Origin of the sequence: Clostridium saccharobutylicum DSM 13864 (genome assembly GCF_000473995.1) — a bacterium.
Classification (GTDB): domain Bacteria; phylum Bacillota; class Clostridia; order Clostridiales; family Clostridiaceae; genus Clostridium; species Clostridium saccharobutylicum.
Window position 1 is genome coordinate 65241 of record NC_022571.1, and the last position, 21507, is coordinate 86747.

At 28.4% G+C, this 21507-nt stretch carries 19 protein-coding genes and 2 other annotated features; of the genes, 14 read left to right on the plus strand and 5 right to left on the minus strand.

Annotation, left to right across the window (positions count from 1 at the left end):
- Positions 1-9 precede the first annotated feature (9 nt).
- On the minus strand, positions 10-1071 hold the full coding sequence (locus tag CLSA_RS00265; protein ID WP_022743426.1) for a YkvI family membrane protein: 1062 nt from the start codon (positions 1069-1071) through the stop codon (positions 10-12).
- Between the two features lie 303 nt (positions 1072-1374).
- On the opposite strand from CLSA_RS00265, the gene mnmL reads away from it, so the two are divergent.
- Positions 1375-2304 carry a tRNA modification radical SAM protein MnmL/YtqA gene (gene mnmL / locus CLSA_RS00270; protein ID WP_022743427.1) on the plus strand — a complete coding sequence of 310 codons (930 nt, stop codon included), beginning with the start codon at positions 1375-1377 and terminating at the stop codon, positions 2302-2304.
- A gap of 60 nt (positions 2305-2364) precedes the next feature.
- Positions 2365-3081, plus strand: coding sequence for a 2-phosphosulfolactate phosphatase family protein (locus CLSA_RS00275; RefSeq protein ID WP_022743428.1), 717 nt, complete (start codon positions 2365-2367; stop codon positions 3079-3081).
- A 48-nt stretch (positions 3082-3129) separates the two neighbouring features.
- On the opposite strand, the gene CLSA_RS00280 is transcribed toward CLSA_RS00275, so the two are convergent.
- Positions 3130-3342 (minus strand): (2Fe-2S)-binding protein, encoded by a 213-nt coding sequence (locus CLSA_RS00280; protein ID WP_022743429.1) that lies wholly within the window; start codon positions 3340-3342, stop codon positions 3130-3132.
- Between the two features lie 337 nt (positions 3343-3679).
- On the opposite strand from CLSA_RS00280, the gene CLSA_RS00285 reads away from it, so the two are divergent.
- Together CLSA_RS00285 and CLSA_RS00290 are read left to right on the plus strand one after the other, a co-directional pair.
- Positions 3680-4363, plus strand: coding sequence for a response regulator transcription factor (locus CLSA_RS00285; protein WP_022743430.1), 684 nt, complete (start codon positions 3680-3682; stop codon positions 4361-4363).
- A 5-nt stretch (positions 4364-4368) separates the two neighbouring features.
- Positions 4369-5667 (plus strand): sensor histidine kinase, encoded by a 1299-nt coding sequence (locus tag CLSA_RS00290; protein ID WP_022743431.1) that lies wholly within the window; start codon positions 4369-4371, stop codon positions 5665-5667.
- Positions 5668-5764: 97 nt separating this feature from the next.
- On the opposite strand, the gene CLSA_RS00295 is transcribed toward CLSA_RS00290, so the two are convergent.
- Both CLSA_RS00295 and CLSA_RS00300 read right to left on the minus strand, forming a co-directional pair.
- Positions 5765-6133 carry a DUF2085 domain-containing protein gene (locus CLSA_RS00295; protein WP_041715970.1) on the minus strand — a complete coding sequence of 123 codons (369 nt, stop codon included), beginning with the start codon at positions 6131-6133 and terminating at the stop codon, positions 5765-5767.
- A gap of 5 nt (positions 6134-6138) precedes the next feature.
- Positions 6139-6417, minus strand: coding sequence for a zinc-ribbon domain-containing protein (locus CLSA_RS00300; RefSeq protein WP_022743433.1), 279 nt, complete (start codon positions 6415-6417; stop codon positions 6139-6141).
- Positions 6418-6664: 247 nt separating this feature from the next.
- Positions 6665-6913 (plus strand) — a binding site (T-box leader).
- Positions 6914-6983: 70 nt separating this feature from the next.
- On the opposite strand from CLSA_RS00300, the gene ileS reads away from it, so the two are divergent.
- The 4 genes from ileS (at position 6984) to CLSA_RS00320 (ending at position 13407) form a co-directional block, all read left to right on the plus strand.
- On the plus strand, positions 6984-10097 hold the full coding sequence (gene ileS, locus CLSA_RS00305; protein WP_022743434.1) for an isoleucine--tRNA ligase: 3114 nt from the start codon (positions 6984-6986) through the stop codon (positions 10095-10097).
- A gap of 266 nt (positions 10098-10363) precedes the next feature.
- Positions 10364-11362: a LacI family DNA-binding transcriptional regulator gene (locus CLSA_RS00310; protein ID WP_022743435.1), complete on the plus strand. Its 999-nt coding sequence runs from the start codon at positions 10364-10366 to the stop codon at positions 11360-11362.
- 223 nt (positions 11363-11585) lie between these two features.
- Entirely contained in the window at positions 11586-12029 is a 444-nt protein-coding gene (locus CLSA_RS00315; protein ID WP_022743436.1) for a MarR family winged helix-turn-helix transcriptional regulator, read from the plus strand.
- Positions 12022-13407 (plus strand): MATE family efflux transporter, encoded by a 1386-nt coding sequence (locus CLSA_RS00320; RefSeq protein WP_022743437.1) that lies wholly within the window; start codon positions 12022-12024, stop codon positions 13405-13407. The genes CLSA_RS00315 and CLSA_RS00320 overlap by 8 nt, the downstream gene beginning before the upstream one ends.
- Positions 13408-13493: 86 nt before the next feature.
- Here CLSA_RS00320 and CLSA_RS00325 read toward each other — a convergent pair whose 3' ends face one another.
- On the minus strand, positions 13494-13679 hold the full coding sequence (locus tag CLSA_RS00325) for a hypothetical protein (RefSeq protein ID WP_022743438.1): 186 nt from the start codon (positions 13677-13679) through the stop codon (positions 13494-13496).
- A 252-nt stretch (positions 13680-13931) separates the two neighbouring features.
- Here CLSA_RS00325 and CLSA_RS00330 point away from each other — a divergent pair, with 252 nt between their 5' ends.
- The 6 genes from CLSA_RS00330 to metG all read left to right on the plus strand — a co-directional run bounded on the left by CLSA_RS00330 (position 13932) and on the right by metG (position 21363).
- Positions 13932-14507, plus strand: a complete 576-nt coding sequence (locus tag CLSA_RS00330) for a nucleoside recognition domain-containing protein (protein ID WP_022743439.1) — start codon at positions 13932-13934, stop codon at positions 14505-14507.
- A 210-nt stretch (positions 14508-14717) separates the two neighbouring features.
- Entirely contained in the window at positions 14718-15245 is a 528-nt protein-coding gene (locus CLSA_RS00335) for a spore maturation protein (protein ID WP_022743440.1), read from the plus strand.
- A 96-nt stretch (positions 15246-15341) separates the two neighbouring features.
- Positions 15342-16586 carry an aminopeptidase P family protein gene (locus tag CLSA_RS00340; RefSeq protein WP_022743441.1) on the plus strand — a complete coding sequence of 415 codons (1245 nt, stop codon included), beginning with the start codon at positions 15342-15344 and terminating at the stop codon, positions 16584-16586.
- Between the two features lie 165 nt (positions 16587-16751).
- A complete protein-coding gene (locus tag CLSA_RS00345; protein ID WP_041716417.1) occupies positions 16752-17087 on the plus strand; it encodes a phasin family protein in 336 nt (111 codons plus the stop codon).
- A gap of 88 nt (positions 17088-17175) precedes the next feature.
- On the plus strand, positions 17176-18795 hold the full coding sequence (locus tag CLSA_RS00350; protein WP_022743443.1) for an ABC1 kinase family protein: 1620 nt from the start codon (positions 17176-17178) through the stop codon (positions 18793-18795).
- Positions 18796-18933: 138 nt separating this feature from the next.
- Positions 18934-19179 (plus strand) — a binding site (T-box leader).
- Positions 19180-19425: 246 nt separating this feature from the next.
- Positions 19426-21363 (plus strand): methionine--tRNA ligase, encoded by a 1938-nt coding sequence (metG, locus tag CLSA_RS00355; protein ID WP_022743444.1) that lies wholly within the window; start codon positions 19426-19428, stop codon positions 21361-21363.
- Positions 21364-21507: the final 144 nt, after the last annotated feature.

Sequence of the window (21507 nt, forward strand, 5' to 3'; positions counted from 1 at the left end):
ATCTGATGTTTATTTATTGTAGATATTTCTATGTTTAATAAAGAATATTATGCATTGAGATATAAATAATAAACTTAACAATCCAAACATAGGATATAGCTTGTTTATTAAGTTGCCAAAACCAAATTGAGAGATTATAAATGCTACTGCTAATACTGGGAAAATAGCTGTTTTGAATTCAATATTAAAAGATTGTTCTAAAGTTTTACTTATTGAGTATACATCAGATACTTCGGTTGAGAACATTTCAAGCCATATAATAATAAGTAAAACAGCTTGTATTACATTTCCAAATCTGTTTGCTACAAAAAGCAGAGGAATTTCATATTGATATATATATGGTTGGTTAATTGTTAATAATAAATTTATCATAGAGCAAAGCAAAGTAAGACCAACAGCACCGCATATAATGCCAATTACCATAACTTTTGTTTTTTTCATTTCATTACTTAGTGGAACTATTACGCCTGATGCTGAAAGAGTATTATATCCTGCATATAATATTGTTGATAATGCAATCCCAGTTTTTTGTGCGGGAAAATTACAAACATTATTAAATGAAACTATGTTTTTACAAAAACAGAAGTATAAAACTGTGATTAAAGTTATTGTAAGTACTAATCCAGGAACAATGAAAGAATTTACTTCGATCAAACCTTCAGTACCGCGAAATAAGAAAAATAAAGCTATTATAATCATTATTAATGAACCGATTATCTTTGGTATTCCAAAAAACTGATGTATTAAAGCTCCACTTCCAGCAAGAATTATTGAAGCACTAGAAATAAGAAACAGTGTAGTTATAAAGCCAGTAAATTTTCCTATAACATTAGGGCTTATTATGTTTATAACATCACTATATGAATCTAGATTATGTTCAATACTTATCTTTGAAATTATGGAACTCATAATTATATAGAAAATACCACATGCTACAATTCCCAAGAAGCTTTTAATTCCATATTGAGTAAAGAATTCAGTAATTTCCTTTCCAGAGGCAAGGCCAGCACCAACAATTGTTCCAATGAAGACTGTGGCAACTTGAAATATTTTAGTTAATTCCGATTTCAATTATTATCCCCCTTAAAAACATTCCTATGTATTAATATACAAGCTTTACATTGTATTTATTCTTGTAAATATTAATTTATGTATTATAAATTAGAAAATAATGGGTAGTAATTATATTGATATGTAGTATTTAGGTAATTTACACTTAAGGCGTAAGGAAGAATGAAATTAACGATGCAGAATGTTATTCAACAATGTACATTTAGAAATTTACAATGTACAATTAAAAAAGGAATTAATTATGTTAGATACCAAAATAATAATCTAATACATTGTGATATTGTACTTAGACTAGGAGGAAATATGAATAATTTTTGGAATGGGAAAAGATATCATAGTTTAAACTATTTTTTAAGAGACAAATTTGGAGAAAAAGTATTTAAAATATCATTAGATGGTGGATTCTCTTGTCCTAATAGAGACGGGAAAATAAGTAGTGGAGGTTGTCTTTTTTGTAGTGAAAGAGGCTCTGGAGACTATGCTGGTAACCGGGAATTATCTATTTCTAAACAATTTGATGATATAAAAACAATGATGGCTAATAAATGGAAGAGTGGAAAATATATAGCTTATTTTCAGGCGTACACAAATACATATGCGCCAGTATCAGAGCTAAGAAGAAAATATGAGGAAGCTTTAAATCAAGAGGGAGTTGTAGGAATTGCAATAGCTACAAGACCAGATTGTTTAGATGATGATGTTTTGGAATTGCTAGATGAAATAAATAAAAAGTTTTATCTTTGGATAGAACTTGGATTACAAACATCTAATGATGAAACCGCTAAAAGAATAAATAGAGGATATAAGTTAGAAGTGTTTGAAAATGCAATGAAAAAATTGAAGGATAGAAATATAGATGTGGTTGTACATGATATCTTAGGACTACCAGGTGAAACTAAAGAAGACATGTTGAACACAATGAATTATATTGCTCATTGTGGAGCAAAGGGAATTAAGCTTCATTTATTGCATTTAATGAAGCAAACACCAATGGTTAAAGTATATGAAAAAGGTGAATTAGAATTTTTATCACAAGAAGATTATATAGAGTTAGTTACGCAAGGAATAGCAATGCTTCCAAAGGATATGGTAGTGCATAGATTAACTGGAGATGCTCCAAGAGACCTTTTAATTGGTCCTATGTGGAGTTTAAAAAAATGGGAAGTATTAAATTCTATAGATAAAGCATTGGAAGATAATGATTTATGGCAAGGAAAAGATTTTAAAAGTTAATTAGGTTCATAGAAATGATTCAATATATAAATAAAATGTAAAGACATGGAGGGTGAAAGAGTGAAGGTGGATATTATAATATCAGCAGATGATATTATTGAAAGCAAAATAGAAGATAAAATTGTAGTTGTAATTGATATGTTTAGAGCGACTTCTGTAATAGTAACAGCATTAAATAATGGATGCAAGGAGGTTGTTCCTTATCTTACAATTGAAGAAACATTGGAACATGCAGGTAAACTTAATAGACAAGATTATATTTTAGGTGGAGAAAGAAGAGCTGTTAAAATAGAAGAATTTGATTTATCCAATTCGCCTATAGAATATAAAAAGAATGTAGTAGAAAACAAAACAGTTTTAATGACTACAACAAATGGAACCAGAACTTTAACAAAATCAACTAATGCAAAAACTATATTAATAGCAGCTATGATAAATGCAAAGGCAGTAGCAGAGAAATTACTAGAAATTAATGAAGATGTAGTTATTATCAATGCAGGAACTAATGGAAATTTTTCTATGGATGACTATATTTGTAGTGGATATATAATAAATGAGATGTTAAGTGTTAACAACAAAATACAACTTACTGATATAGCAAGAACTGCAAATATCATATATGAAGCTAATACAGATATTATAAGTTATGTTAAGGAAGCGAGCCATTATTCTGTGATGAAATCATTAGGACTAGATGAAGACATTGAATATTGCATGAAGAAGAGCATTATAGATATAGTACCTGAGTATAAAGATAAGAAGATAACTTGTTTATAATACAGGTATTGCGAAGCTTTAGTGCTTCGCAATGCTTAAAGACTTGAATTATTGTTTATACTGTTTTAACAGTTCATTTATCATGTAAGAACAATTCTTTCCTTTGCATGAACCACTTCCAGCCCCAGTAGCTTTTTGAACTTCTTCTAAAGTTGAAGCACCATTTTTTATAGCATCTTTAATTTTGGCTCTCGTAATAAGCTTACATCTACAAGTTTTTGTTAATTTATCTAAAATAGCTTCATTTAAGTTATTATCCATATTAATTCTCCTAAAAATATTTAAATTTTAGATAATTAAATCATTTTATTTTGTAATGGTCAACATTTATTTTTGTATCTGTTATTTATTTTCATGTGATTAGATAATGAACTTAAATGTATCGTGACGATTGCTTTTACTTATATTATAATAAATTAGTTAATTGATGTTTTTTTAGAACATGAATTAATCGTATTCTTACTTATAGATATTATTTAAATATATTAGAATTAAGTAAGTATTAAGAAAACTATTATATAATCATGGGGAAAAGATAAACAGAAGATGTTATATTTTAAATACAGATACTTATTAATTTTAAATGGGAGTGAAAATAATGGTAAAGGTATTAGCTGTTGAGGATAATATAGAGATAAGCAATAATATAGTGGAATATTTTAAAGGTGAAGTTGATATAAAAGCAGTTTATAATGGAGCAGATGCAATTGAGTATTTAAATGCTTATGATTATGATGTTGTAATTCTAGATCTAATGTTGCCAGAGGTTGATGGAATGACTGTTTTAAAGCACATTTCTAAAAATTGTTTAAACACTGGCGTAATAATATTAACTGCAAAAGAAGAGCTTGGAGATAAACTTAAGGCTTTTAATTTAGGAGCTAATGATTATTTAACTAAGCCATTCTTTATGGAAGAGTTGAAAGCACGCATTAATTCTATTCTTAAAAGCATGGGAAAAGTTAAAAGACCTAACATTCTTGAATTTAAAAATATGCAGATTGATATGAAAGTAAAAAGAGCATATATAGATGAAAATGAATTAGAATTAAATGAAAAATTATATAAGCTTCTTGAATATTTAGTTATAAATAAGGGAGTATTACTATTTAAAGAACAAATTTTTGATAATGTATGTGGATATAATAGTGATGCAGCAACTGAAATAATTGAAGTTTACATAAGTAGATTAAGAAAGCAATTGGGTACATTTGGCTATGATAAATATCTTATAACAAAACGTGGAATGGGATATTTATTAGATGAAAGTATAGAGGATTAACAAGTATGAAGAAAGATATTTTTTTATCAACTAAGAAAAATATTATAGCCATAAGTACAAGCGTGGTTTTTGTATGTTTAATTGTGTTTGCAATAATAGTTCAAGCGTTGTATTCATCTAGACTATTAGACAATGTAGATCATCAACTTTTAGAACAAAAGAATTTTTTTAGTACATCGCAATTTAAAATAAGTGATGATCGTTATTGGCAAAATACTATTAAAGCTCCAAATGATGAGCATCCAGAAGAATTTAAAGGCAAGCTGGAAGAAAGACCAATGCACATTCCACCTAATTTAATTGTTGTTGTATATAAAAATGAAAATTTTCAGCTTATTAGTAAGAATGCATATTTTAGTGAAGATAGCTTACCAATACTTCCAGCAGAATCTAGCGAAGACATGGTGACCTTTGAACAAAATGGATATAATTTTAGAGGAATTACAATTAATCAAGGTGATTATAAAATTCAAGTATTTTCTAATATAGATCCTGAAGTTAATTCAATAAATAGATTAAGAACTTCAATTATTGGAAGTTTAATAATACTAATTATAATAGCGCTAATCCTTTCAGCATATCTTGCAGCCAAAGTAATAAAGCCAGTTAGGGAAGCTTATGAAAAGCAGGTTTATTTTGTACAGGATGCATCTCATGAAATGAGAACACCATTAGCTGTAATAAAAGGTAAGTTAGAATTATTAGCTCACTCATGGGGAGATAAAATAGATGATCATTTTGAACATATTTCTAAAATGATGAGTGAAATAAGAGGATTAGAGAAATTAAATAGTGACTTATTATTGCTATCAAAAGAGGATTTAGATTTAGCAGTTAATATAACTAATTTCAGCTTGGATGATTTTGTTAATGATATAAGTGAATTTTATATAGATTTGGCTGAAATTAAAGAAAAAACCTTTACTGTAACTAAGCCGAAGGATAAAATAAACGTAGAGTGGGATTATACTAAACTAAAGAGAGCAATAATAATATTAATAGAGAATGCATTTAAATATACAAATGAACATGGGCAAATAAATTTAATAGTGGAAGATTTAAATAAATTTGTACAAATAAAGGTTAAGGATAATGGAATCGGTATTAAGGAAGAAGATAAGAAACGTATATTTGATAGATTTTATAGAAGCGAATTAGTAAGAGGACAAAATATTAGTGGAACTGGAATTGGATTAAGTTTATTAAAATCTATTTCAAAGAATTTTGGTATTAAATTAAAGGTAAACTCGGAGTATGGAGTTGGATCAGAGTTCATATTATTAATTCCTAAGGTAATAAAATAATATAATTTGGAATATAGAAATAGAGCTATCTACGACATAAGGTTTAGATAGCTCTATTTATTACAGATTTTAATATAAAAATAATAGAATCAATAAATTATTTAATTGTTATATAACTATGAAGCCAATATCCGGATTGTAATCCCCAAATACAAGCTAATCTAAATAGACATATAGTTGATATTCCAGCTAAAATTCCCGTAATTAATCTCCTAATATTTGTACTTTTAAAATACCCAATATATTGCCCTGTTCCATCAATTAAAAGTGGTATCATAAATGATAATTCAATTATTATATGTAAGTTTTTATTAAAAAATATGTATAAAATACCAATGATATATCCTATCAATATACCAGTGCATCTTGCACATATTGGAAATTGCTTTCCTTTAAAGAAAAATGATCTTTCAGGTAAGCGATGGCAAAAGAACATGTACTTTAAAATTATCTCATAATTAAACATGGGTCTTATAAGTTACCAATAAATCCTACTACAAAACATAGTACATAAAGTATAACCCAAGCAACTGTTCCACCTATCATCCATTTACATATTAAACTAGCACTTTGAGGTTTTTCATCTTTCCATAAAAAATACAGTATTAATCCAACTACTGGAAAGCAGCAAGATACAGCACCAGTTAAATGAGATGGATTATCTAAAGATTTTTTTTCAGTAGCTACACCACAATGTATACATACATCGGCATTATTGTCTATTTCTTTTCCACAATTTTTACAAAACATTATATTTCCCCCTAATAAAAAATAGAAATTATTACATTAAGATGATATTATACCATTATATTGTCAAAATAGTAAACATTAAAGGTTTTTTGTCTAAGAAAAACATGAAAATTATAACTTATAGAATTTTTTGAGATTATATGATTTTATTGATGGAATGTATTATATGATTATTGTAATTTTATAAGTAAAATAAACAACCATCAATTGACATTTAAAAATCATTAATATATAATTATTACATTAAAAAAAAACGATGATTAGGAAAAGTATCTTTGATATTATTTTTAGAGAGTAGTTGGTTGGTGCGAAGCTATAATGAGTCTTAGAGAAAATCACCTAGGAGTTGGAGACTGAAAGGTAAAGCTACTGAATAAGTTATCACGTAAGAGCCTGCGTTAAAGGATAGAGTATGTATGTACTTGAATTAGAACATTTAATTTTACAATTAAATGTTTAACCTTAGGTGGTTTGCGAATTCAACTTCGTCCTGTGGGATGAGGTTTTTTTTTATAAAAATATCAAGGAAATATCCTTGAAATGTACTGAATGAAAGGGGAAAAACAATGTACAATAAAGTAGATTCTTCAAGAAGTGCCGTCAATATGGAAAAGGATATTGCAAAGCTTTGGCAAGAAAGAGATGTTATACAAAAGAGTTTTGATTCAAATCAGGATGGAGAGTATTTTACTTTCTATGATGGCCCTCCAACAGCTAACGGAAGACCACATGTAGGTCATATATTAACAAGAGTTATGAAAGATATTATTCCAAGATATAAAGTTATGAAGGGATACAAAGTTTTAAGAAAAGCAGGATGGGATACTCATGGTCTTCCTGTAGAATTAGAAATAGAAAAGAAACTTGGAATCTCAGGAAAAGAACAAATCGAAGATTTTGGTGTAGAAAATTTTGTTAAAGAGTGTAAGGAAAGTGTATTTTCATATGTAAGCTTGTGGAAGGAAATGTCTGAACAATTAGCTTACTGGGTTGATATGGATGATCCATATGTAACTTACCATGATAATTATATTGAGTCTGAATGGTGGGCTTTAAAACAAATGTGGGATAAGAAGTTATTATATAAAGGTCACAAGGTAATGCCTTACTGTCCAAGATGTGGAACTGCTCTTTCATCTCATGAAGTTGCTCAAGGATATAAAGATGTTAAGGATTTAACTGCAACAGTTAAATTTAAAGTTAAGGGAGAAGATAACAAGTATATATTAGCTTGGACAACAACTCCTTGGACATTACCATCTAACTTAGCATTATGTATTAATAAATCATATACATATTGTGAAGTTAAAGTTGAAGATGAAATATATGTTTTAGCTAAAGACTTAGTAGAAAAAGTTTTAGGCGAAAGAGAATATGAATTAGTTAAGGAATTTAAAGGTGAAGAATTACTAGGTGTTAAATATGAACAATTATTACCTTTTGCTAAGGTTGAAGGAAAAGCATTTGAAGTAATTCATGGAGATTATGTAACACTTACAGATGGTACTGGAATAGTACACATTGCACCAGCTTATGGTGAAGACGATAGTTTAGTTGCAAAGAAAAATGGAATCGCATTTATAAATTTAGTAGATACAAATGGTAACTTTGTAGATGAAGTTACACCATGGGCAGGAAAGTTTGTTAAGAAATGTGATGAAAGCATAGTTAAGTACTTAGAAGAAAATAACAAGTTATTCTCAGCACAAAAGCATATGCATTCATATCCACATTGTTGGAGATGTGACACACCACTTTTATATTATCCAAAAGATAGCTGGTTTGTTGCTATGACTCAAATGAGGGATAAATTACTTGAAAATAATAATAAGATAAACTGGTATCCTGATAACATCAGAACAGGAAGATTTGGTAAATTCCTTGAAAATGTTATTGACTGGGGTATTTCAAGAGATAGATACTGGGGTACACCACTTCCAATATGGCAATGTGAATGTGGTCACCAAGAATGTATTGGTAGCAGAGCTGAATTAGAAGAAAAATCAACTACAGATTGTAAGGGAATAGAATTGCATAAACCTTATGTAGATGCAATCAAATTAAAATGTCCACACTGTGGTAAGGAAATGAAGAGAACTCATGAAGTAATTGACTGTTGGTTTGATTCAGGATCAATGCCTTTTGCACAATGGCACTATCCGTTTGAAAATAAGGAAACTTTTGAAAAGAATTTCCCAGCACAATTTATTTCAGAAGCTGTTGACCAAACAAGAGGATGGTTCTATACATTACTTGCTATTTCAACATGTTTGTTTGATACAAATTCATTTGAAAACTGTATAGTATTAGGTCACGTTTTAGATAAAAAGGGACTTAAGATGTCTAAACATAAGGGAAATGTTGTAGACCCATTTGAAGTATTAAATAGCCAAGGAGCAGATGCTACAAGATGGCATTTCTATACTGCAAGTGCACCATGGCTTCCAACAAGATTCTCAGTTGATGATGTTGGTGAAGCTCAAAGAAAGTTCTTAGGAACATTATGGAATGTATATTCATTCTACGTATTATATGCTGAAATAGATAACTTTGATCCTACAAAATATGCAGGTTTTGTTTCAGATAATGTAATGGATAAATGGATAATATCTAAATTAAATACATTAATAGAAACTGTTGATGATGGATTAAATACGTATAAGATAACTCAAGCAGCTTTAGCTATTGAAGACTTTACTGATGAATTATCAAACTGGTATGTAAGAAGAAACAGAGCAAGATATTGGTCACAAGAACTAACTAATGATAAGATTGGTGCTTATGTAACTTTACACAAAGTATTAACAAACTTAGTTAAAGTAGCATCACCATTTGTTCCATTTATGACTGAAGAAATTTATCAAAATTTAGTTGTAAATCTTGATAAGAATGCACCAGAAAGTATTCATTTATGTAAATGGCCAGAAGTTGATAAGAATGCTATAAACAAAGATTTAGAAAAGGAAATGGATTTAGCTTATACACTTGTTAAGTTAGGAAGAAGTGCTAGAAATGCTGCTAATGTTAAGAACAGACAGCCACTTTCAGAAATATTAATTTCAACAAAATCTCTTCCAGAATACTATGGACATATTGTTAGAGAAGAATTAAATATCAAAAAGGTTGAACTTGGAGCAGACCTTTCACAATATGTTAACTTTGAAATAAAACCAAACTTACCTGTTATAGGTAAACAATATGGTAAGTTAATTCCACAAATAAGAAAAGCAATTTCAGAAAAGAATCAAATGGAATTAGCTCAAAAGGTTAAGAATGGTGGAGCTGAAACTATAGATGTAAATGGAACAGAAATAGTTCTTACAAATGAAAATCTTTTAGTTACAATGCAAGGATTAGAAGGATATGCATTTGCTGGTGAAGGTGAACTTGGAGTTGTTTTAGATACAACAATTACTCCAGAACTTCAAGAAGAAGGTCATGTTAGAGAAATTATTTCTAAGATCCAAAACATGAGAAAAGATAAAGGATTTGAAGTTGCTGATAAGATAAATCTTTATGTAGCAAACAATGACATGTTATTAGATGTTGTCAAGAAGTTTGAAGAAACAATAAAGAAAGAAACTTTAACTTGTGAAGTTATTTATAATAAAGAAAATGACTACACAGAAACAAGTATAAATGGTGAAACACTTAATATGACAGTTGAAGTTGTAAAGTAAGAATTAATTAGATAAACAATTACTAGGAATTCAAAGAAATTCTTTGGATTTCTAGTAATTTTTTTGAATAATATAAAATTTTTTATAATACACTAAGATAAGTAGAACGATTTCAAAATATAAAAAGCGAGATAATTGGAACTAAATGTAATAATTATATTGAAATTAAAAAGAAAAATTATTATTTATCCCGAGTATTGTTGATTTATAATATAATATATTAGTATAATGAGAATATCTAGAAAATTTCAAAGGAGGAATAAGGAATGGCTACTTCTATTAAAGATGTTGCAAGAGAGGCAGGAGTATCAATTGCAACTGTTTCTAGAGTTTTAAATGATATCGATGTGGTAAATGAAGATACTAAAAAAAAGGTTTTAGATGCAATAAAAGAGTTAGGCTATAGACCTAATATAGTTGCGAGAAGCTTAAAAACTCAAAGAACAAAAACAATAGGAATTTTACTTCCAGATATATCTAATCAGTTTTATCCAGAAATTGTAAGAGGTGCTGAGGACGTTTCAAACATATATGATTATAATATAATTTTATGTAATTCAGACTTAGACATTGAAAAAGAAAAAGAATATTTAAGGGTTCTTAAAGAAAAGATGGTTGATGGTGTAATTTATATGAGTAGTTCTCTTAGAGATGAAATCTTAGAATTAATTAATGAATTAGACCTAAAGACTGTATTAGTTGAAACAAGAGACAAAGATGGAGTATTACCAAGTGTAACAATTGATAATATTAAAGGTAGTTATGATAGCACAAATCTTTTAATCCAAAAGGGAATAAAAGATATTGCATTCATAGGAACTAAAAAAGATAACATGAATGCTTGGGGCGATAGATACGTAGGATACGAGAAGGCTATGAACGAAGCTGGAATTAAGATAGATCCAGAATTATTATATCTTGATTCAATAAAAGTTAAGAGTGGATATGAAGGGATTCAACATTTCTTAGGATTAAATAAAAAATTTAAAGGTGTTGTTTGTGCATCTGATGATATTGCAATGGGAGCAATAAATGCATTAAGAGACAATAATATGGAAGTTCCAAAAGATGTAAGCGTTGTAGGATTCAATGATAATTTTGCGGCTTCAATATTCTATCCAAAGATTACAACAGTTTCTCAACCAACATATGATATGGGATCTGTTGCTATGAGAATGCTCATTAAATTATTAAATAAAAAGGAATTAGATGAGCCTAACTATGTTTTAGAACATGAATTAATCGAGAGAGAAAGTACAATCTAAATTTATATAAAAAGAATTACTCAAAATATTAACTTATTTTAGAGTAATTCTTTTTTTATAAAATTTTATGTGTAAAAAAAGTAGATTAGTATGACTAAATTTTTTTTGGAATCATATGATAGAGTTTTCTTATAAAATTGGTTGCTTTAACAACTATTTAGTGGTAATATAAATAGTTGTTAAAGCAACTAATTTTATTTACAGAAGCAGGTGAAGCGAAAAAATGAAGGAATGTGAATCTGTAGGAAGATATATAGGTGAAATTCATAGAGCAAGTTGTATATATTTTAGCAAACAATTTAATAAATTTGGAATAGGCTCAGGTCAATATCTTTTTTTATTAAACCTCTATAAAAATGAAGGATTAACTCAGGAAGAGTTAACAGAAAGGTTAAAATTAGATAAAGCAACAACCGCGAGAGCAATAAAAAAATTAGAGGATGAGGGATATGTGGAACGTGTAAAAAAAGAAACAGATAGACGAGCCTACAATTTAAAACTTACAGAAAAAGCTAATGGAATAAGAGAAGATGTATATTCAATAATGAACCAATGGGAATCTAGAATTAAAAGTTGTCTTAATGAAGAAGAATCTGATAAATTGGTAGAGTTATTAGAAAAACTATCTAATAGCTCTCTTATACGTAAGGAGGTTAAAAATGAGTAGTCAGAAAAGATTAGGTGAAATGAAAGTAGGAAAATTAATATTAGAATTTTCCATACCAGCAATTATAGGAATGCTTGTTAATACTTTATATAATATAATAGATAGAGTATTTATTGGTCACATACCAGATATTGGTGCATTGGCTATGGGCGGTGTTGGAATTGCAATGCCATTAATGTTAATAATTTTAGCTTTTGGTATGCTGGTTGGTATAGGAACTGCAACTAAAGTATCCATAAAACTTGGAGAAAATGATAAAGAAGGAGCAGAAAAACTTTTAGGAAATGCATTTGTTTTATTAATAATAATAAGTATTTGTTTAACAATATTAGGATTTATATTTACAGATCGTCTTTTAATAATGTTTGGTGCAAGTGACAATATTTTAATATATGGTAGAGAATTTATTCAAGTTATTTTAGCTGGATGCATATTTAATATGATAAGTTTTGGATTAAATCATTCTATAAGAAGTGATGGAAGTCCTAAAATAGCAATGCTATCTATGCTTATAAGTGCAATTATAAATACTATTTTAGATCCAATATTTATATTTGGTTTAGGGCTTGGTGTTAGAGGTGGTGCTTTAGGTACTGTTGTTGCACAGGCTGTGAGTAGTTGCTGGATTTTATATTATTTTACTAAAGGATCAAGTATATTGAAACTTAGACTTAAAAATTTAAAACTTGATAAGAAAATGGTAGTAAGTATTTTTGCTATAGGAATAAGTCCATTTAGTATGCAGATTGCTAATTGTGCAGTTCAAGCAGTTGCAAATAATTCATTGCAGACATATGGTGGAGATTTAGCAATAAGTGCGATGACAATAGCAAATAGCTTATCTATGATATTTTTAATGCCTATATTTGGGTTAAATCAAGGACTTCAGCCTATAATCGGATATAATTATGGGGCTAAAAAAGGTAAGAGAGTTAAAGAGACAGTTAATCGTGGAATTATGATTGCAACAATAATAGTAACTTGTGGATTTATAGTGGTTGAAGGATTTGCTGAAAAATTAGTGCTTATGTTTAATAGTGATCCTGATTTAATTAAAATGACTTCATATGGAATGAGAATATATTTATGTATATTACCATTTTTAGGAGCACAAATAATAATAACAAATTATTTTCAATCAATTGGAAGAGTTAAAATATCAATGTTTTTAAGTTTGTTGAGGCAAGTTATAGTTTTAATTCCATGTTTGATAATAATCCCGATGTTTAAAGGATTAACAGGAATTTGGATAGCAGGTCCTGTATCAGATGCTATATCTGTTATTATTACTTTTATAATATTTGCTAAAACAACAAAAGGATCTTTGAGAAAAAATGAAAAGGTTGAAAAAGATGTTGCTTTGGGCACATTCAAATAAATTATTTTTACGTACTTTAATATAATAAATAAAAAACACAGAAACCTAAGAGTTGCTGTGTTTTTTTATTATACTTATTATGTACTTTAAAGGATTCCTTCGCTTTTTAATATGTTTTCTAATTTTTGAACTTTGTTTGTTAGGCACATGAATTTTTCTTTTAATTGTTCTTTTGAAGGTTCATTATCGCTTATAAATTTCTCCATGTCTTCTACAGCTTTTAAAGCTTCTTCTACATCTTGTTGAGCTATTTTTAAGTTTGAATCTTTCATAAAAAGTTATTCTCCTTTTAATATTAATTATGTTTAACAAGGCACGTTCAAAAAATAATAAGTTTGGAATATGTTTTTAACTTGTTATTTTATTTTGTGTGCGTAATTATATCCTATCACTACTAAAAAATAAGTGCAAGGAATATAAATATAAAGAATAGTTAGAGATTATAAGGGGGTGAACTGTTGCCGAATTTATAAGAATCATAAATATGTGTTTATGAAATCTATGATATTTAGCAACAAATAATTATGATAAATTACATTTGGTTTGCATTGGTGTTTCTTGGAATATTAGTAGGAGTATTGAGTGGAAATGGAGAAGGGATTTCAAAGGCTATAGTTAATTCTTCAGGAAGTACTGTAACATTTATAATTGAACTCACAGGCATTATGTGTTTTTGGTGTGGTGTTATGAAAGTTGCGGAGAAAAGTGGATTTACAGAAAAATTGTCTAAAATATTAAGACCTATCTTGCAAATTATTTTTAAAGAAGCAGCTAAAGATGAAAAGGCTCTAGGTGCTATAGTGATGAATCTTACAGCTAATATGATGGGATTATCAAATGCAGCAACACCATTTGGAATTAAGGCAATGGAAGAAATGGATAGACTTAATCATGAAAAGGGAACTGCATCAAATGATATGGCACTTTTTTTAGTTTTGAATGCAGCGTGTATTCAACTAGTACCATCTACAATAATATCCATAAGAGCAGCTTGTAATTCATCAAATCCAGGGATAATAATATTGCCGGCAATAGTATCTACAGCAACTGCAGCTACCGTTGGAGTAATATGTTGCAAAATTTTGCAGAGATATTTTTAATAAGGCACAATCAAAAAAATAATAAGTCCATGTGGCAGCATATATTTCATAATTCTTTTTCATGTGCCTAAATTTATAATTATCAAAAGTAATATTGATTCATTTAATTTGCGTAATAGTAATTTATATAATGTTATTAAAGTTGGGAGGTAGCTGTGAAATTCATCACATAAGAATATTAAAGTTTTGTGAGAGTTAATAGCGATAGATATGTTAAATTATTTAAGTAAGAGCATAATACCAATAATATTTTTACTTATTATAACCTATGGAATGTTTAAAGGGAGAAAGGTATATGAATGGTTTATAGAAGGGGCTAAGGATGGATTGAAAGTATGTCTTAGAATATTTCCTTATCTTTTGGCAATGATAATAGCGGTACAGATATTTAGAGAAGCAAAATTAATGGATTTATTAAATAATTTAATAGCACCACTTGGAAATATGATAGGCTTACCTAAAGAACTTATACCTTTGATAATTATTAAGCCTTTATCAGGAAGTGGAGCTATTGGAGTATTTACAGATATAATAAAAAACTTTGGTCCAGATACAAAGATAGGACTTATAGCATCAGTTGTAATGGGAACTACTGAAACTATATTTTATACAATTACAGTTTATTTTGGGGCAGTTAAGGTGAAAAAAATAAGACATACATTATGGGCTGCGATAATGGCTGATATTACTGCGATAATAATGGCTGTTTTAGTAGTAAATTTATTTATAATGAAATAATTTACATTTGAGATCTAAAATCTTTATTATTGTTAATTTTGAGAGTATCATAGAATTAGTAAGTATATTTTATATTAGAAAAGGAGAAGTTAATTCATGGATAAAGATGTTTACAAACAAAATAGAAATAGATTTATGGACAAGATAGAAGATAATTCGATAGTTATATTATTTGCTGGAAATGCGCCTAAAAAAACAGGGGATGAATTATATCAGTTTACGCCAAATAGAAACTTTTATTATTTAACAGGAATTCAAGAAGAAAATCATATTGTTGTATTAACTAAATTTAAGGGAAAAGTAAGTGAAAAATTATTTTTAAAGGAATTAGATTTAGCAAAAGAAATGTGGACTGGGAAAACTTTAAGAGATTATGAGGGAAAAGAGATTTCGGGAATAGAAGATTCAGTATATATGAATGAGTTTTATCCTTATGTTAATAAATTGATTCAAGGAACAGAAAAAGTTAATTTATATTTAGATTTAGATAGAGAGAGTATTGAAGAAGCAGATTCTAATGGAATTAGTTTTGCAGGAAAGATTAAAAATAAATATCCTCAATTAGTAGTAAAAAACCTTATAAATAAAATTACAGAATTAAGGATGATTAAATCTAAAGAGGAAATAGCTGAGATGCAAAAAGCAATAGATATAACAATCAGTGGAGTTGAGTCCTTAATGCGTAATTCTAAAGCAGGAATGAAAGAGTATCAACTTGAAGCGTATTTTAATTTTGAATGTAGGACTAGAGGCGTTAAGGATTTTGCATTTAGAACAATAGCAGCTACAGGAAAGAACGCAACTACTCTTCATTATGTTGACAATGATAGTGAATTGAAAGATGGAGATTTAATATTATTTGATCTGGGAGCACAATGGAATTGCTATAATGGAGATATAACAAGAACTTTTCCTGTTAACGGAAAATTTACTGAAAGGCAAAAAGCAGTTTATGAAGCTGTGCTTAGAGTAAATAAGGCAGTTATTGAAAAAATAAAACCTGGAGTTGTTTATAAAGAACTTAATACATGGTCTAGAGATTTAATTGCTGAAGAATGTATTAAACTAGGGATTATAAAAGAAAAACAAGAAGTAAGCAAATATTATTGGCATAGTATAGGTCATAACTTGGGGTTAGATACTCATGATGTAGAGCCACAAGGCAGAGATTTTGTGTTTGAAGAAGGTATGGTATTTACTGTAGAACCAGGAATTTATATAGGGGAAGAAAGCATTGGAGTAAGAATAGAAGATGATGTTTTAGTTACTCAAAATGGATGTGAAGTTTTAACTAAAAATATGATTAAAGAAGTTAAGGAAATTGAAGAATTTATGAATTAGCTCTATATTTATATTTAAATGAATAATTTAGATATAAGGGTAAATATATATATTATAGATATGTTAAAAAGATTAATTGTTACTGAAGGGAGGATTTTTAAAATTAGAATTCTTACTTAAGAACATTTAGGTATATTCAAAAAATAACATTAGGAGATGATATATATATTAGAAGAAGCAAAAAAGTTATTTTTAACCGGGATTGGTGCTGCGGCAATGACATATGATAAAGCAATAGAGGCAGTAGATCAATTGGTTAAGAAAGGTAAACTCACAGTTGACGAAGGAAGAGAATTATCAGAAGAGTTAAAGCGTGAAGTTAAGGGAAAGGCTGAGACAGTTAAAGTTAAAGCAAATGAGAAGATTGAAGAAATAAAACCTAGGACTAAGGATGATGTAATAAAGATAATTAAAGAGTTTAATTTTGCAACTAAAGAAGATATAGCTGATATAAAAAACAAAATTTCAGAATTAGAGAAAAAAATAACAGATAAACAATAGAATATAAAATATAAAGCCTCCAATTAATATTTGTTGGAGGTTTTATTATAAGTATGGAGTTATAGATTTATTAAGGAGGTCTATTTTTATGAATAAGAAATCTTCAAATAGGTTTAAGGAAATAATAAAGGTTTTTGCAAGATATGGCTTGGGATATATTTTTGATAGTAAAAATCCACAAGATAAAAAATCACCTGAAAATTTAAGAAAAGCATTTGAAGAATTAGGACCAACTTTTATAAAAATAGGCCAAGTATTAAGTACACGTCCAGATTTATTACCCAGGGAATATATTGAGGAATTAGTAAAACTTCAAGACTCAGTGCAAGAGGAAAAGTTTGAAAATATGAAGACAGTTTTTGAAAATTCATTAGGTATTAAAATGAACGAAGCATTTAAAGAAATCAATTTTATACCGATAGCATCTGCATCTATAGCACAAGTTTATGAGGGAATACTAAATGATGATAGAGAAGTAGTCATTAAGATACAACGTCCAGACATTTATAAAAACATACAGCTTGATATAGCAATATTAATTAGAATACTTAGATTTACCAAAGCAAAAATAAAAATGTCTATAATTGATCCTATAGAGGTATTAGAAGAAATAGAATCATCAACGAGGGAAGAGTTAAATTTTGTATTAGAGGCAGATAATATTAAAAGATTTAGGGAATATAATAAGAATGTAGCTCCAGTATATGCGCCATATGTTATAGAGGAATTATTAAGTGATAGGGTTTTAGTGCTTGAAAAAATAAATGGGTTTAAAATAAATTCAACGCAAGCACTTAGAGAAAATGGATATGATACTAATGATATTGCAAATAAGCTGGCATTATCTTATTGCAAGCAAGTATTTGAAGATGGATTTTTTCATGGTGATCCTCATCCGGGAAATATACTTATATCTAGGGGAAAATTATGTTTTTTGGATTTTGGAATAATGGGGCATATAAATCATTCGATGAAAAAGTGGCTTAATTTAGCTATAATTTCAATAGCAACTAAAGATAAAGAGAGATTAGTAAACTGTATATTATCTATAGGTATAAAAAAGGGAAAAGTAAATAAGTTAGATCTATATGATGCAATTTCATATATGTTTGACACATATTTGGAAACTTCAATAAAGAATATAAAGATATCTGTATTAATGCAAGAAATATGGCATATAACTATAAAAAATAACATACAATTACCCAAAGAGCTAGTATCACTTATACGAAGTCTTATAATATTGGAAGGTGTTGTATCAGAGTTAGATCCGGAATTAGAAATTGTAAATGTTATAGTTTCTTTTATAAGGTCAAAAAATAGATTTGTAATTCTTAATTGTTTAGAAAAAGAAGAATTAGTAATATCTATGTATTCATTTGTTAGAGATTCGATTAAGATTCCAAGTAAAACGTTAGAGGTGCTAAACAAATTATCTGCAGGTGAATCAAAAGTTGAGTTGAAAGTTAAAGACATAAGTAATATTATAATTCAAATAAATAAGATGGTTAATAGAATAACGCAAGGAATTTTAATATCTGCACTAATATTATCTTCTTCTTTAATAATAAGCAATAATGTTAAACCAACATATAATGACATATCTTTAATAGGTATAATAGGATATATAATAGCTTTTATTTTTGCTATTAAGCTTTTAATATCAATGGCAAAAGCTTGTGAGTATAAAAAGAATAATAAGAAATAAAAAGATATATTAAAATTATAGATTGTATCATGTAATTAGCGTTCATACGAGAAATATGTTATATAATTTATAATATATTTATTGATTATATTAATAAAATTAGATACAATATGTATATTAGGAAATAATAGATACAAAGTAAATGCAATGAAAAGAAGAGTAGTAAAATAAACATTCCATAAGAGAGCTGATGTATGCTGAAAATTAGCGTTTGTGAATTTTATGAAGATGGTCTTAGAGTATATTTTCTGAGCTATAATATAAATTAGTTAGGAAAGTACGGGAGCAACCGTTATATTGTGAGGTGATGATAGTCACCTAGTGAGTTATTTATTGTGAAGTAAATAAGAAGTAGAGTGGTAACGCGTATAATACGTCTCTATATAGGTTTTAATATACCTATATAGAGATTTTTTTATTAGTATATATATGTAAAAAAGTTTATTTATCTAAAGCTGATGCTTAGTGGTAATAATGCACTCAATTTATCGCTTCTAATTATGAATTTTATTAATTGAAGAGTAGATATTACAGTTAGCAATTTGATTTAGAAAATGTAATGATTTAAATTACAATGAATGTTTTAAAATTATTAATCATCATTGTTTAAAATAAGGAGGAACACAAATAATGTGTAAAGATTGTAAGAAACCATATTATATAACAACACCAATTTATTATCCATCAACAAAGCTACATATAGGAAATACATATACTACTGTAGCAGCTGATGCTTTAGCTAGATTTAAGAGATTAACAGGTTATGATGTAATGTTCTTAACTGGAACAGATGAACATGGTCAAAAGATTCAAAGAATCGCTGAAGAAAAAGGAATCACACCAAAAGAACATGTAGACGAAGTGGTTGCAGGAATTAAAGATCTTTGGGAAATGATGAATATTAGCTATGATAAATTTATCAGAACAACTGATGATTATCATGTTAAATCAGTTCAAAAGATAGTTGAAAAGTTATATGAACAAGGAGATATTTATAAGGATTCTTATGAAGGCTGGTATTGTACACCTTGTGAATCATTCTGGACTGATACTCAATTAGAAAATGGAAACTGTCCTGATTGTGGAAGACCAGTTGAAAAATCTAAAGAAGAAGCTTATTTCTTTAAGATGAGCAAATATGCAGATAGATTAATAAAGTACATTGAAGAAAATCCTGAATTCATTCAACCAGAATCAAGAAAAAATGAAATGTTAAACAACTTCTTAAGACCAGGTCTTCAAGATCTTTGTATTTCAAGAACTAGCTTTGACTGGGGAATTCCAGTAACTTTTGATCCAAAGCATGTTGTATATGTATGGATTGATGCATTGTCAAACTATGTAACTGCACTTGGATACGGTCAAGAAAATACTGAATTATATGATAAGTTCTGGCCAGCAGATGTACATTTAATAGGAAAAGATATTTTAAGATTCCATACAATTTATTGGCCAATAATGTTAATGGCTTTAGATATGCCACTTCCAAAACAAGTATTTGGTCATGGATGGTTACTTGTTGACGGTGGAAAAATGTCAAAATCTAAAGGAAATGTAGTAGATCCTGTTGTTCTTGTAAATGAATTTGGAGTGGATGCAGTAAGATATTATTTATTGAAAGAAATTCCATTTGGAGCAGATGGACTATTTAATAATGAAATATTTATAAAGAAGATAAATTCAGATCTTTGTAATGATTTAGGGAACCTTTTATCAAGAACAGTTGCAATGGTTGAAAAGTATTTTGGTGGAGAAATGCCAGCACAAGCTGAAAAAGAAGCTATTGATGATGAATTAATTAACTTAGCATTAGCAGCACCAGGAAAAATTGAAGAAGCAATTAATGAATTAAATATACCAAAGGCTATAGAATATGTTTTTGAAGTAATAGGAAGAGCCAATAAGTATATAGATGAGACAACTCCATGGATATTAGCTAAAGATGAAAGTAAAAAGGCTAGACTTGGAACAGTTCTTTATAATTTAGCTGAAAGCTTAAGATTTGCATCAATAATGATTTCTGCATTCTTACCAGAAACAGCTAACAAGATTAATGAACAAATTAATACTACAGAAATTTCATGGGAATCATTAAAGTCATTTGATGGAACTAAGGCAGGAACTAAGGTAGTAAAAGCTGATAACTTATTTCCAAGAATAGATGTAGATAAGAAGTTAGAAGAATTAGAAGCTTTAAAAGCAGCTCAAGCACCAGCTAAGAGAGAAATTACACCTATAAAAGAAGAAATAACAATAGACGATTTTGAAAAGGTTGATTTAAGAGTAGTAAAAGTATTAGCATGTGAATCAATAAAGGGAGCTAAGAAATTATTAAAATTAAAAGTTGATTTAGGTGGAGAAGAAAGACAAGTGGTTTCTGGAATATCTAAGTTCTATAAACCAGAAGAAATAGTAGGTAAAAATGTAGTTTTAGTTGCTAACTTAAAGCCAGTAAAATTAAGAGGGGAATTATCACAAGGAATGATTTTATGTGCTGCAACAGATGATGACAGTATATTAAAAGCTGTAGATCCAGGTGAACTTCCAACTGGCAGCATAGTAAGATAGTTAATAGGTGACAAACAACAGTTAACAGTGTTAGATAAAACGTCTATGGGATTTTTTAAGAGTATTTATTTTTTAGAAATGTCCTTTAGACGTTTTATCCTATAGATGTTTATTGTTAACTGTGAGCTTTAATTGAGAAAAGGA

What these genes read in the sequence shown, in the direction of transcription:
- mnmL (WP_022743427.1), top strand. Translation starts at nt 1,375, where the DNA reads ATGAATAATTTTTGGAATGGGAAAAGATATCATAGTTTAAACTATTTT.
- CLSA_RS00280 (WP_022743429.1), bottom strand. Translation starts at nt 3,342, where the DNA reads ATGGATAATAACTTAAATGAAGCTATTTTAGATAAATTAACAAAAACT.
- CLSA_RS00285 (WP_022743430.1), top strand. Translation starts at nt 3,680, where the DNA reads ATGGTAAAGGTATTAGCTGTTGAGGATAATATAGAGATAAGCAATAAT.
- CLSA_RS00290 (WP_022743431.1), top strand. Translation starts at nt 4,369, where the DNA reads ATGAAGAAAGATATTTTTTTATCAACTAAGAAAAATATTATAGCCATA.
- CLSA_RS00295 (WP_041715970.1), bottom strand. Translation starts at nt 6,133, where the DNA reads ATGTTTAATTATGAGATAATTTTAAAGTACATGTTCTTTTGCCATCGC.
- CLSA_RS00300 (WP_022743433.1), bottom strand. Translation starts at nt 6,417, where the DNA reads ATGTTTTGTAAAAATTGTGGAAAAGAAATAGACAATAATGCCGATGTA.
- ileS (WP_022743434.1), top strand. Translation starts at nt 6,984, where the DNA reads ATGTACAATAAAGTAGATTCTTCAAGAAGTGCCGTCAATATGGAAAAG.
- CLSA_RS00310 (WP_022743435.1), top strand. Translation starts at nt 10,364, where the DNA reads ATGGCTACTTCTATTAAAGATGTTGCAAGAGAGGCAGGAGTATCAATT.
- CLSA_RS00315 (WP_022743436.1), top strand. Translation starts at nt 11,586, where the DNA reads ATGAAGGAATGTGAATCTGTAGGAAGATATATAGGTGAAATTCATAGA.
- CLSA_RS00320 (WP_022743437.1), top strand. Translation starts at nt 12,022, where the DNA reads ATGAGTAGTCAGAAAAGATTAGGTGAAATGAAAGTAGGAAAATTAATA.
- CLSA_RS00325 (WP_022743438.1), bottom strand. Translation starts at nt 13,679, where the DNA reads ATGAAAGATTCAAACTTAAAAATAGCTCAACAAGATGTAGAAGAAGCT.
- CLSA_RS00330 (WP_022743439.1), top strand. Translation starts at nt 13,932, where the DNA reads ATGATAAATTACATTTGGTTTGCATTGGTGTTTCTTGGAATATTAGTA.
- CLSA_RS00335 (WP_022743440.1), top strand. Translation starts at nt 14,718, where the DNA reads ATGTTAAATTATTTAAGTAAGAGCATAATACCAATAATATTTTTACTT.
- CLSA_RS00340 (WP_022743441.1), top strand. Translation starts at nt 15,342, where the DNA reads ATGGATAAAGATGTTTACAAACAAAATAGAAATAGATTTATGGACAAG.
- CLSA_RS00350 (WP_022743443.1), top strand. Translation starts at nt 17,176, where the DNA reads ATGAATAAGAAATCTTCAAATAGGTTTAAGGAAATAATAAAGGTTTTT.
- metG (WP_022743444.1), top strand. Translation starts at nt 19,426, where the DNA reads ATGTGTAAAGATTGTAAGAAACCATATTATATAACAACACCAATTTAT.